General features: G+C 61.1%; 9 protein-coding genes. 3 read left to right on the top strand and 6 right to left on the bottom strand.

Annotation, left to right across the window (positions count from 1 at the left end):
* Positions 1–20: 20 nt before the first annotated feature.
* Genes RO009_03940 through RO009_03930 form a run of 3 tightly spaced genes read left to right on the top strand, consistent with a single transcriptional unit; the run spans position 21 to position 3104 of the window.
* Positions 21–1268 (top strand): efflux RND transporter periplasmic adaptor subunit, encoded by a 1248-nt coding sequence (locus RO009_03940; protein ID MDT3684179.1) that lies wholly within the window; start codon positions 21–23, stop codon positions 1266–1268.
* Positions 1265–2398 carry an ABC transporter permease gene (locus RO009_03935; GenBank protein ID MDT3684178.1) on the top strand — a complete coding sequence of 378 codons (1134 nt, stop codon included), beginning with the start codon at positions 1265–1267 and terminating at the stop codon, positions 2396–2398. The genes RO009_03940 and RO009_03935 overlap by 4 nt, the downstream gene beginning before the upstream one ends.
* A gap of 1 nt (position 2399) precedes the next feature.
* Positions 2400–3104: an ABC transporter ATP-binding protein gene (locus RO009_03930; protein ID MDT3684177.1), complete on the top strand. Its 705-nt coding sequence runs from the start codon at positions 2400–2402 to the stop codon at positions 3102–3104.
* Between the two features lie 1148 nt (positions 3105–4252).
* Here RO009_03930 and RO009_03925 read toward each other — a convergent pair.
* From RO009_03925 to RO009_03900, 6 genes are all read right to left on the bottom strand, one after another.
* Positions 4253–4684 (bottom strand): DUF2384 domain-containing protein, encoded by a 432-nt coding sequence (locus RO009_03925; GenBank protein MDT3684176.1) that lies wholly within the window; start codon positions 4682–4684, stop codon positions 4253–4255.
* A gap of 76 nt (positions 4685–4760) precedes the next feature.
* Positions 4761–6053 (bottom strand): AAA family ATPase, encoded by a 1293-nt coding sequence (locus RO009_03920; GenBank protein ID MDT3684175.1) that lies wholly within the window; start codon positions 6051–6053, stop codon positions 4761–4763.
* On the bottom strand, positions 5993–7012 hold the full coding sequence (locus RO009_03915; protein ID MDT3684174.1) for a hypothetical protein: 1020 nt from the start codon (positions 7010–7012) through the stop codon (positions 5993–5995). The genes RO009_03920 and RO009_03915 overlap by 61 nt, the downstream gene beginning before the upstream one ends.
* 567 nt (positions 7013–7579) lie before the next feature.
* Positions 7580–9355: a benzoate-CoA ligase family protein gene (locus RO009_03910; protein ID MDT3684173.1), complete on the bottom strand. Its 1776-nt coding sequence runs from the start codon at positions 9353–9355 to the stop codon at positions 7580–7582.
* Between the two features lie 18 nt (positions 9356–9373).
* Complete coding sequence (gene yqeC, locus RO009_03905) at positions 9374–10753, bottom strand: selenium cofactor biosynthesis protein YqeC (protein ID MDT3684172.1); 1380 nt, start codon at positions 10751–10753, stop codon at positions 9374–9376.
* Entirely contained in the window at positions 10750–13086 is a 2337-nt protein-coding gene (locus RO009_03900) for a xanthine dehydrogenase family protein molybdopterin-binding subunit (protein ID MDT3684171.1), read from the bottom strand. The genes yqeC and RO009_03900 overlap by 4 nt, the downstream gene beginning before the upstream one ends.
* Positions 13087–13103 lie beyond the last annotated feature (17 nt).

The raw sequence follows: 13103 nt of genomic DNA, 5'->3' as shown, positions 1-13103 counted from the left end.
ACGAGAGGTAGAGCTTGATCATGGATGATTCTGTGCATTTAGCCGCCGTCAAGGCCGGAAAGTCATCCGGACTGACGAAAAAAAAGGCCGGCTTGTCCGCCTTGCTGCGCAAACCGGCGGTGACTTATACGCTGGCGGTGGCGGGCCTCATTGCTGTCATTGCCGTTGCCGGCCTGGTCTACTCCAATCGACCGATCGATGTTCAGGTTGCGGCGCCTGAGCAGAATGTTCCGGTCCGGGTATTTGGCCTCGGAACCACCGAGGCACGCGTCCTCTCAAAGATCGGGTTCGAAGTCGGCGCCACGCTTGCCGAACTGCACGCCGACCATGGTGATCACGTCAGCAGAGGGCAAGTGCTGGCCCGGCTCGCTACCGGCGAGCAGGATGCCAAGGTTGCTAAAGCACGCGCCTCGCTGCTGATCGCCGAGGTCAATATCGCCAAGAGCGCCGCCAATTTGGAGAAGGCGCGTGCCACATTCACGCAGAAGCAGGAGACAAATCGGCGCAAACAGGCCTTGGCTGGTCGCGATGTGGTCTCCCAGCAGGCGGCGGAAGAGGCCGTTCGCGACGAGGCCGTGGCCAAGGCGGATGTAGCGGTGGCGGAAAGCGAGGTGGAAAGCGCCAAGGCGCAACTGACAGACGCCCGCGCCCAGCTTCAATACGAGGAGACCATGCTGCGGCATCGCACGCTTGTTGCTCCCTTCGATGCCGTGGTCATTGAGCGCCACAAGGAGCTAGGCTCGGTAATAAAGGCCGGCGACCCGATCTTTACTCTGATTGCCGTTGGAAGTTATTGGGGCCTCGCTTATGTCGATGAGGCCCGCGCGGGCTTTATCGAGGAGGGCCAGCCCGTCGAGGCGCGCTTGCGCTCCCGTCCCCTCGAATCCTTCACGGGCCGCGTGGTTCGCATCGGGCTTGAAAGCGACCGGGTCACCGAGGAGCGACGCGTCTATCTCAGGGGCGATAATCCGCCAGCTCGCGTCTACCTCGGAGAGCAGGTGGAGTTCTGGATCACCGTGGCCAGCCTCGACAACGCCCTGCTTGTGCCATCAGCCGCGGTGCATGGCTATGACGGGCGACAGGGTACGGTGTGGACGGTCGAGGACGGTCGTTTGCATCGCCGTCTGGTCCAGTTCCGGCATCGCACCGAGGATTCGCGCCTGGAGATCATCGGCGGCCTTCCGGCAAACGCTCGTGTTGTGAGCCGGCTGGAGAGTGGGTTGCGTGAAGGCCGAGCAGCGCGCGTGACCGAGGTGGGGTCCAAATGAACCTCGCGTATCGTGACATCCGGCACGCGCTCGGTCGCTTCCTGCTGACATGTGTGGGGCTCGGGCTGCTGCTCGGCGTCGTGCTGGCCATGATCGGCATTTATCGCGGTCTGATCGTCGACGCCCTGACGATTGCCCGGGCGCCGGCTGTTGACCTGTGGGTGGTGGAGGCCAATACACGCGGTCCCTTCGCCGAGGCGTCCCGGATTCCCGGAGACATCCGTGAAGCGGTGGCACGCATTGCCGACGTGACCGCCGCCGGCAGCATCACCTATCAGACCGTCGAGACTGAGTATCGCGGCGGCAAACTGAGGCTGTATGTCATCGGCTACGAATTGACGCGGCCCGGAGGTCCACCGGAAATTTCCGAGGGGCGCGAGATTGGACGCAGGCACTACGAAATGGTCGCCGAYCRTTCAACCGGATTGACTTTRGGCGAACGSATCCARCTCGGYCGYMACACCTTCACGGTCGTGGGATTGACCCGGCACCAGGTCAACTCCGGTGGTGATCCTGCCGTCTACATCATGCTAGCCGATGCGCAAAGACTGCAATTCGACCTCGCGCCGTCCGCCGCGCGCGTGCAACTCGCTCGCGGCACTGGCGGTGCCAGCCGCGATACCGTCAACGCCGTTGTTGCCCGGCTGCATCCGAATGCCTCCCCCGATGCCACTGCTGCCGCGATACGGCGCTGGAAGCATCTCGCCGCCATCACGCAGGAGGCGCAGGAAAACATCCTGACAAGCTCGCTGGTTGATCGGGCCCGACGTCAGATCGGACTTTTCACGTCTCTCTTGCTGGCGGTCTCTGCCGTTATCATTGCGCTCATTATTTACACGATGACCATGGAGAAGCTGAAACAGATCGCGACTCTTAAGTTGATCGGGGCCCCAGACCGCACCATCATCGGCATGATCGTGCAGCAGGCTCTGGCCCTCGGTTTTATCGGCTTTGCCATCGGAGCCACGCTGATCCTCAGCATCAAGGACTACTTCCCGCGCCGCGTGATCCTGGAACCGGACAATGTCGTGATCCTCGGCCTGATCGTGTTCGTAGTGTGCCTTTTGTCGAGCGGGCTCGGCGTGCGCGCAGCGCTAAGGGTCGACCCGGCAACGGCGCTCGGAGGCTGACATGACAGGGGCAGGCGAAAGCTCAAGTGTCCCGCTCGTGCGTCTGGATGGCATCTCCAAGCATTTCGGCGAGGGCGAGACTCGCGTAGACGCATTACGGGACGTTTCGCTCGAGGTGTATCCGCGCCAGGTGGTGGCGCTGCTCGGACCTTCCGGGTCCGGCAAGACCACGCTCCTCAACATCATCGGCTGCATCCTCGATCCCTCAGCGGGCTCCATGGAGCTCGATGGTGAACTCGTCCTGAAAGATAGCCAATGGGAGCGCAGCGACTTGAGACGACTGCGGCTCGACAAGATTGGTTTCATCTTCCAGTTCCATAATCTACTGCCGTTCCTCGATGCGACAGATAACGTGGCGATTGTCCGCCAGTTGGCGGGCGCCGACATCGCCGCCGCACGCGAGCGGGCTGGCGAGCTTCTCGACTATCTGGAGGTTGGTCATCGCAGCAGCTCCATGCCGGCCAAGCTCTCGGGCGGGGAGGCGCAACGCGTGGCCATCGCCCGTGCGCTGGCCAATAGTCCGCGGATCATATTGGCCGATGAGCCGACCGCTGCGCTCGACTCCAAGCGCGCCGGCATTGTCATGGACCTGTTGCGCAGGCTTGCCGTTGAGCATGACGCTGCCATCATCGCCGTCACACACGACGAGAAAATCTTCGACCGCTTCGATCATATCTTCCAGTTGCGCGATGGCCGGCTGGAATAGGCACGATTGGATGCTCAGAGCAGCGAGAAAGCCCCCTCAAGACCTGCCGGCGACCGAGCCCCTCGGCACCGCCGCAAAAGCCCTGAATCCGGTCCTCCGCCAGATCGTGCAGAACCCTCATGCGATCGATTTCAGCACGGCTCGTCGCAATCACTGTCGTCGGCCGCTCCATGCCAATCCAAAACTGGGGAGAGACATACTAACTGGGCCAGGGGGTGACATCTCTATCGGCGTCTGCAAACGGTCCAATACTCTAGTCCTGGTTAGAATTTGATTGCACCTCTGTCAGTACGGGCGAGATGGTCGACGGAAATTCCACACAAACCGTGCTCACACCGGTCATAGTGCAAGGGTGTGCTTTTTAACGGCGGGCCGTGATTCACGACGGTTCACGCTGACAACTTGCGCCTTGAGAAAGAGTTCGACTGAGTGATTCCCGAGCGTGGAGTTTCGCGGTACTGCCCATTCCAGGGGCGAACAAAAGTCCCGTGACGCGGGAACGGGGGAGATGGGGGGAGAGGTCCTGACGTCGGTCAGGAAAGAGTCCGAGGTGAAACCTGACGAAATCGCGATTCTTCGGCGCAAGATGGACCGCGCCGTCCCATTAGACGGTTATCTCTAGAATCTTGTTGGCGCCTTCCTCGTTGCCGTACACAGACACCTGAACGATCCCTGATCTCGCTCAAAAAATCCCTGTTTTAAGTCTTAGGGAAGCGGCAGCTATCGCGTTGAAATTGTGCCGAGGTTTTTCCGCACCGAAGGGACTGCGTATTATCTCTCCTATGGCTGATCCAAGATAAGCAACGAGCGAGCCGGGCCGCCAAGATTACTCAGCTTGGCCGCGTAACTTTCTCTACAACCAATGATTGAAAAAATCTGAGTCAGGCTTTTGCGTCATTTGACACAGACTTATGGCCCAAAGATCCAGACTTATGCGTCACCCGACAAGAACAACCGAGGACACTGCGCTGCTGCTGGCCGACTGCACATTCTCCTGGATGAAGTCGCGGTGTGGCTCGACTGGTTAGCCTATCAGCCGATACCGCGAATGTCCGCGAAACGCCAATCAAGCAGATGTCTCGCGGTTGAACGGACGGAGGCGGGTGTCCTGGTTGCTTGCAATGAGTTCGAAATTGTCCGATCCGGTCCTAAGCACCTTCTCTAACCGCATCGAGCAGTCGCCGGACCGTCTGCATCGCCGGCCATCCGCCTTTGATCATATAAGTGATGGGACTTTGGCGATCGAAGTGCTGGTTGGAGCTCGGCAATCGGACCCAGGCATTTGCAAGCTCTTCCGAGTAGAGAATGTTCAACGCCTTGTAGATGCCGACGAGGCACGAGATACGGGTTAGGGCGTCGGCATCCAGTATCCGCCGTGGCAGAGTCCTGAGTTCGTCGTAGTCCTCTCTGGGGATGTTACCCAGGAGCGCGCGAGCATCGTCGTCGCCGGTCTTCCATGTTTGCATGACAGCGAAGAATGCATGAATCGCAACGGGGCTTAGCCGCTCGCGCACGCTCGCATCGGACAGGTCAGCGGGCTGCAAGACCTCATCAATAATGGGATAAAACTGTTGCGCCATTCGGTATCTCACGAATTTCAGTCGTCGCTATTGGCGAGCCTTTCGGGCGTTCGTTACGCGCCGGCCGTCACACCGTTCAGTGCTTGATGTTATTTTTCTCCCGGGCGCGCAGAAGCACTTCGATGAGTCGGCGCAATCTGCGCACCGAGCCGCCTTTCCATCGTTCCGCGGCAAGGTCCCGCTCCCATCCGGCGAGCGGGGTGATCCATCTGACGTCGAGCCCGCGCTCGGTGGCGATGTCGGCGAGAATGGCCGGCAGCAGCGCCTCCATGTCCTGTGGTCGCGGCTTGGGGAATTCCACGATCCGGAATCTGTCGCGCAGAGGCGAGGGAATGGGGTCGAGGGAGTTTGCGGTCGCGACGTAGCTGACGTGGCTGAGGTCGAGATTGGCCTGCAGCGCCGGGTCCGGATAGCGGCTCGCGGTTTCCGATTCGAGGAAGCCGAGCAGGCAATCCCAGAAGCGGCCGTAGTCGCTGCGGGTGCCGGCCTTCTCGATCTCGTCGATCAGCACCAGCGGATTGGCGTGCCTTGCCTTTGCGATGGCAAGAAACGGATGACAGGGCTCGGCCGTGTACCAGCGCTTGTCGGTGCCGGCGAAGGCGTTGCCGTCACTGCGGGAGGCGTCGGTGCGCCAGACGCCAAGCCCGAGGATGTCGCCGAGCCGGCGGACGAATCGTGATTTGCCGCCGCCCGGTTCTCCGACAAGGATGAGCGGCCGCAGCCTGATCGTCTGCCGGCCGACGAGATCATTGAGCACAAAGTCGATCACCTTCTCTGCGTAGGGGAATTCGAACAGCAGCCTGCCGCGCACCTCGTGCAGCGCCGGCACCGGCACAAGCGGCAGCGGTTCGTTCAGAACTTGCTTGAGCGGGCCGACAATGTCCTTCAGTTTCGGGTTCTTCAGCGCCGCCTCCTCGATCCGGCAGACCATCACGTGACCGGGCGGGATCTCGGGCTCCGGCGCGTCCGCCCCACTATTCCCCTTGTTGTCGTCGTTCTTCTTCTCGTTACGTTCGTCCTCGTATTTGCGCTCCACATCCCGCCTGACCTTGGCGACGCGCCGGTCGGCCATGCGGCTGCCGACAAATTCCGCGCCATGAAGGGCGATGTGCGAATAGTGTTCAGGAACCTTGTCCTTCAGAAGCGGCAGGGCCGCCCAGCCATGGGTGACCTCCTCAATGATGACCGTGACCTCGAGGGGTTCGGTCCGCACATGCCTGTCGTCATTCTCCTTCGCAGCGCGCAGCAGACTCTTTACCGTGCGCACATAGCCGGGCGGCAATCGCCCGGCCGCCGGCATCGGCAGGGTCAGGAGGCGCAGACTGTCGGCAAGGCTCCTGAAGTCCGGCGTGTTTCGCCATCGCTGCATTCGAAGACGGGTTTCGGCTGCGTGTAGCAGTTGTTCTTAATCGCCCAGCCGATGAATTTGCTCAGTCCATTGTGATAGCGGTTCTTGAGCGTGCTGATCGTCACACGCGACAACGTCCCCCAGCCCGCGCTTTGGGCATAACGGTATCTCTTGTAGAGCGAGCCGCGATGTTCCTTCGGCACATTGCGGTGATGCGGGATGTCCGGCAGGGCTTCGTCCAATCGTTCCCAGTCCGCCGCGGAGACAGCCTCAAGGACCGGATCTCCGAGGAAGTCGATCGCAAATTGCACGATGACGGCGGCATCCGCCGTCCCCTTGAGTTCGCGTCGGCGCGGGCTCGTAGACGCCTTCAAAAACAGTTTCAGAACTTGCGATATCCGCAGGCCGCTTTGGAGGCGTGACGCATCCTGTCCCGCCGTCTGCGGGCTGGCGAGTTGTGCAAGCCGCCTCTCAAGTTCCTGCTTTACGATTGAATCAATGGTCTGATGGACCTCGTGCGTCAGCGTCACGGGAGAGTGCGGCGACAAAGGCGCAGTGGTGCCGGAGGATTGCCCTTGAATTGGGCTCTTGACGCCCGCAAAGGCGTGATCGAGGGCCCTGTATGCGTCCGAGCGCCCTTTCTTGTAGGCTTGGGCCTGTTTGGCGTCTGAGAGCGCCTTTTCAGCCGCCTTGTTAGCGTTGATGAAGTCCACCCAGTTGGATGAGAAGTGCTCGAACTGGCGCGCGAAAAGATAACCGGCCTCGTTGGCGCGCGCGATGTAACGCACGGCGTGATGCTCGAAGCCGAGGCGTTCCGTCAGGGTGCGTTCGGTTTGCGGGATGCCGGCAGCGACATATCCCTTGAGGCGGCTGTGAATTATTCCGCCCAATGTTTCGAAATCCGGCGCCGCCGCGAGATGGCGGGCATAATCGAGATGGTCCATGAGCCTGATACGCGCTTCACTAAAATCGGCTGTCATCAAGGACGCGCGCAGAAATGCTTTGCCGTAAAGAGCCTAGGCGGCTTTCCCAAGGCGTATCCTCAGAAAATAACGGCCGCCCTCCCGGCGGGAGAGGTAGCTGGGCCGAGCCAAGGGATATGCTCCGGGGAGGCTCGGGGCACGTGCGCGTGTCACGTGACCCGGTGGCTCCGCAACCTCGAACCGACTAAGGACTTGGAATTAAATTTCACGGACATATGGGGAATTGGTATCGAATCCACCCCCCCGTACCAATTCCGTACTAAGCCTTTCAAAAGCCTCGCCTTACCGATCGGGAAGATTGAAACTAGATGTGACACGCGCGCATCAGCGGGGCAGGTATGGTCCAACGGTCAAGAGCATGGTGAGCGTTGGGCACCAAACAAGTTTCCAAATCGCCGCTGCAGTTTTGGGGAAGCCTCTTTGAGCGGAGCCTTCGATCGCTGTATTGCAGCTCTGATGGCGTGCGTGGTCATGGCGCTGCCATGTAGTATCTGTCTCATAGCCGATCCTCCAGTCGGGATCAGCTAACCTGATTTCATCATACTGCGGGACCAGACACCTAGTCTAATGCAGGCTAGCGCCGATCCGCAGCGAAACCAGAACGTCCGCATTCGGGCAATAGTCCTGGAAGTCAGCTTCGCAGGTGCCTTGTTTCAGCTCCGTGTCGCAGCGTTCGTGGGATTCGCAGGCGATGCATTTGCGCTGCAAATCGCGGAACAGCGGTGCGTCCGCCTGTTCGACCCGGGCCGGATCGAGTCCAAGCGCGCGCATCAATCGTTGCAGAATATGTGACGCTGCCCAGTGCCGCAGGCGAAAGCGGCGCGCCTTGCCGGTCGCAGTGCGCGGAATCGTGTCGACGAATACGATACGCCTCGGACACTTGTATTTCGAGAGCGTTTGCAAGAGCCGTTCCTGCACGCGCTCTAGCAAGGTCTCGCTGTCGCCCTCCGGCGCGACCAGAAACATGTTCAGCCGCACCAGCCCGTCTTCATCCTGTGCGCCGACGACGATGGCTTCCGCCACGCCCGGCACCGCGGTCGCGCATTCCTCGATCTCCGCCGGGCTGACCCATTGCCCGGATATCTTAAGCAGGTCGTCGGCGCGGCCCTGGTGATGCCACCAGCCGCCTTCATCGACGACGAAGACGTCGCCGGTGCGGAACCAGCCGTCGCGGAAGGCCGCATCGGTCTTTTCAGGCTGTTGCCAGTAGCCTCTGCACAGCGAGCCCAGACGCACCCAGAGCGTCCCCGGCGATCCCGGTTCAACCGGCCGGTCTTCGGGATCGAGGAGCTTAACCTCGGTATAGGAGAAGGGCTTGCCGGTGGCGCCCGGCAAATGATCCTGCGGCGTGCCACCCACCACCATGAATATCGTTTCGGTCATGCCGATGCCTTCGACGATCGGCGCGCCCGTTGCCTCGCGCCAGCGGTGGTAGACGTTTTCCGGAAGCGACTCGCCCGCCGACAAATAGCAGCGCACATCCTTGAAGGCGGGCCGCTCGGCAATTCCGTCGCGCAGCAGACCGCGGAAGAAGGCAGGAACGCTCAGCATGATGGTCGGACGGTAACGGTCGACCGTAGCAGCGATGGAATCTCCGTCCGGCCAGCCCTCGAAGAGAATGAGGGTCGCGCCTGAGCGCAATCCACCGATCAGTACATGTCCGAGCGCAAATGCAAAGAATAGTTTGGATGAGGAAAAGATGCGTTGGCCCGGGCCGTAACCGAAGGCTTGCAGATAGGAATCGCCGATCACGACGTCGCCGTGGCAATGCACGGCCGCCTTCGGCGTCCCCGTCGTGCCTGACGTATAGAGCCAGAAGGCCATGTCGGTCGCGGTCGTATTGGCCGGCAGCCGCTGTGTGTCTGCACCCGCCAGAAATTCCGCAATCGAACGCATCCCTTCAGCCGGCTTACCGCGGACCACCACGAGGCACGGCCGGCTTTCCATCAAGGTCAGCGACTGGGCATAGAGCGGCAGGAATTCATCGTCGATCAAAAGCACTTTCGCGCCGCTGTCGCCGATGGCGAAGGCAAGGTCATGTGCGGAGACGCGCGTGCTCAGCGCGACCGCGACCGCGCCGATGCGCATAGTGCCGAGATGCGCGGCGACAAAGTCTGGACTGTCTTTCAGGAGCAGCAGCACACGGTCACACTTGTTCAGATAAGGCCGGAGCGCATTGCCGAAACGGTTGGTTTCGGCATCGAGCTCGCTGAAAGTTATCTTCTGGTCGCGATACAGGATGGCGATATCGTTACCGCGGCCACGCTTTAGCGTCGGTCCGAGCAGTTCATCTGTGGCATTGAGCAATAGCGGAGGGGTGTTCGGATCCTTGATGCTCATTGCTCACTCCGGGAATTATCAGTGCCCGCTGTCGAATTCGTGCAGCGCCCGCACCTGTGCATCCGGCTTCAAGCATCCGATTGCGATGCACATCGACGGGCGATCGTGAATGGTGGAAAGTCCGTCGAGCACGGCCTGCGCCTGTGACATCCGATCGGGCGTGTCGGCCTGATTGAGAAAAACGAGGCGCCGTGCCTGCGGCGCTGCGCCACGCATTAGCCCCTGCGGATGCGCAATGATGCGCGCGAGGGAATTGGGCGTGATGGTGCCGCCGGCCGGCAGACCTGTCAGCTCTGACCAGATTTCCGGGCGGAATACCGTGTTCTCGTGCAGCGGCCGCCCGAGGCCGCTGAGTCCCGCCACCGCAATGACGGTATCAGTTGTGGCCGGAAAGACCGGCTCCTCCGCATTCGGTGCCTTCAGGGGCCGGCGGCGCGAGCCGTCCGCTTCCACGATGATGCGGGTATATTCGTTATCCTGCGCCAGCGCGTCGACGACGCTGGGTGGAAATCCAAGAAGCCGGCCGCGCTCCGGATCGAGGCGGCGATAGACCAGCACGGGCTCCGCTCTTTTTGTGGAGCGCATCGCTTCCGCGTCATCCGCCTGGTGCGGATGCCAGGGGCCGTCGATCTCGTCCAGCCCGAATTTTGTGGTGGTGGTCGCGAGGATATGCTCCGCAGGACTGCCTGCAAAGGCGCGAACCAGTGTGGACAACAGGCTGGTTTTTCCTCCTGAACCGCACAGTGCGATGACGCGGGACTTTTCCAGTCTAAGCGCTTCGACCAAATTGAATGCGCTTTCCGCATCCCTCGCAAGCGCACCTATGTCGTTTGGCCGATCCACATCGCAGAAGGGCAAAGAGCGCGTGAAATTGACAGGCACGCAGTCGTCGCGATGGGCGTCAATCACAGAGCGTCCGCCGCTGTCACCCGTCAGCTGCCGCAGTTCGGAAAAATAGCGTGCTCCGAAGACGACTGGATTACCGCGCCTCTTTCCGAAGACGGGGTAGCAGATGCCGCCGTTCGACTGTTCAAAGGCCAAAATCATCCGGTCGATGATCTGATGGTCGACCAGCGGCTGGTCGCCGACCAGAAACATCGCGCCGGCGCATCCGTGCGGCAGGGTCGCCATTCCGGCCAGCACCGACGCGCTCTGGCCTTCACAATAAGAGGGGTTGAAGGTCAGGGTCAGACGCGGATCGGCTGTCAATCCGTCGAGTGCCGCTCTTGTCTTGTCCTGTTCGAACCCCAGCACGACATTCACCAATGTCAGGCGCGATTGCAGTGCCGCTTCGACCACCCAGCGCAGCAGCGGCTTGCCGCGAAAAACCTCGATCAACTTGTTTCGTCCGAAGCGCCTGGACAGACCGCCCGCCAGCACGATGCCGGCAACGGTCAAGCCGTGCGCGCGAGCTTTCGCGCTCCCTTGACGATTCTTTCCGGCGTGAACGGCGTGGATGTCATGTATACGCCCGTCGCATCGTAGATTGCGTTTGAGATCGCGGCGAGGATGCCCGATACCAGCCCTTCGCCGACCTCCTTGGTGCGGTATGGCTTGCCGACGCTGTATTGCTCGGTGATCACGTCAGCATCCTCGGACTCCGCCATCTCGTGAATGGTGGGCATGCGGTAGTCGAGCCACGTCGGATTGAGCGTGTAGCCGTTTTTGGTGAGCACTTCCTCGAGGAAAGCATGGCCGAGCGCCATGGAAACCTGGCCGTCGATCTGTCCTTTCACCAGCGCTGGATTGATCGGGAAGCCGCAATCATGCACGGTCAAGGCCTTGATCAGGCGTGCTTCGCCGGTTTCGATATCAACCTCGACCTCGGCAACCTGGCAGCTGAAGGCATAGTTCTCGGTCCAGCGCCCCTTGGTGGTGGCGAGGCTCGGATGCGTCGGCTCGTCGCGCATGGTGCGCCAAAAGCCCTCACCGAGGATCGTGTCGCCGCGCCGCGTGGCGATGCTGTAGGCAATAATGTCGCGATAGCTGATCCGCTCGGCCGGATTGCTGCGCCGGAAGATGGTCTTGTCCTTGATCGCGAGATCTTCGATGTCGGTGTTGAAGCGCAACGCGGCAAGCTCCAGCATCTTCTGCCGCGCGTTACCAGCCGCCTGCCGCGCCGCATTGCCGGTCACATAGGTCATGCCGCTGATCCAGGCGCCGATATCCTGCGGCGTGGTGTCGGTGTCGGACGAAATGATCTTCACCTCGTCGATATCAACCGAAAGCTCCTCGGCGACGATCTGGCAGATTACCGTCTCGGAGCCCTGGCCGACATCGATGCCGCCGGTCAGCACGGTCGGCGTGCCATCGTCGTTCATCTTCACGATCACGCCGGAGCCGTTGGGATAAATCAGCGATCCGCCGAAATATCCGCTCACACCCATTCCGATGCCGCGGCGAATGTTGCCGCTGGCGTTGCGGCCCTTGCCGTATTTTGCAAGGAAATTGGATTTCTCCGCCGCCACCTTGATGCATTCGATGAGACCCGCCTCATGCACGTTGTCGCCATTGGGCAATTCTTCCCACGGCTCGCGCGCATTGCGCAGACGGATGGTGACCGGATCGATGCCGAGGTCTTCGGCGATCTTGTCGAGCTGAGATTCGATGGCGAAGCGGATTTGTGGGCAGCCATGCCCGCGCTGCGGCGCGCGCACGGTGTAATTTGTATAAACCGACAACCCTTCGAACTTCAGGTTGGGGATGCGATAGGGGATCATGGTGAATCCCCAGGCGAGGAAGATCACGACCACGCCGGAGCCGCGATAGCCGCCCGAATTGTTGATGACGCGAATTTCCTGGGCGACGATGGTGCCGTCCTTCTTCACGCCCGTCTTGATCTCCATGGCGAGCGGCTGGCCGTGGCGATAGGCGGAGAAGATTTCCTCGCGGGACGCGACGATGCGCACCGGCCGGCGCGCGATCATGGACAGGCGCGATGCGCAATATTCGTGCGAATAGAGGTCGATCTTGCCGCCGAAGGTGCCGCCGACATAGACCTTGTGGACGCGGACGGCTGAATAGGGCAGGTCGAGGGTGCGGGCGAGCTTCGCGCGCTTGATGAAGGTTCCCATGGACGAGGTCCACACATTGAGACGATCGTTCTCCCAATGTGCGATGGTCGTCTGCGGCTCCAGATAACCGTGCGTGCGCAGGTGACTCTCGAAGCGGTCGATCCGCACATAGTCGGATTCCGCGAAGCCTGCCTCTACATCGCCCCAACCTGACGTCGTGCGACCGCCAATATTGGAATAGGGCAGTTCGTCCCTCACTTTGGGATGCGACGGATGGATTTGTGGCGCCTGCGGCTCCATGGCCTGGACGGGATCGAACACCGCCGGCAGGATCTCGTAATCGATCTCGATCAGCTCCAGCGCCTGCTGCGCGGTAATATGGTCGACCGCCGCGACCGCGGCGATTTCTTCGCCGACATAAACCACACGTTCGCGCGCCAGCACCTCCTGATCGGGCGGGTATCGCGGTGTCTCCACGAAGCCGTGCTTGATGCCCTTGGTGTCATCGACGGTGATCACTGCCTTTACGCCCGGCAGGGCGGCCGCCTTGGAGGTGTCGATCCGCAAGATGCGAGCGTGCGGATGGGGGCTGCGAAGGATGCGGCCGATCAGGGTTCCCGGCAGCTTGACGTCCTGGCTGTAGGTGGCGCGGCCGGTGACTTTGTCCGGTCCGTCCTTCCGGCGATAGCTTTTGCCGATGTGGCTGAGTTCGCTCATGACCGCTCCGACGTCGA

Origin of the sequence: Pseudorhodoplanes sp. (genome assembly GCA_032027085.1) — a bacterium.
Classification (GTDB): Bacteria; Pseudomonadota; Alphaproteobacteria; order Rhizobiales; family Xanthobacteraceae; genus Pseudorhodoplanes.
Note: the sequence above shows the minus strand (reverse complement) of the source record. Positions and strands in the feature narration are given on the sequence as shown.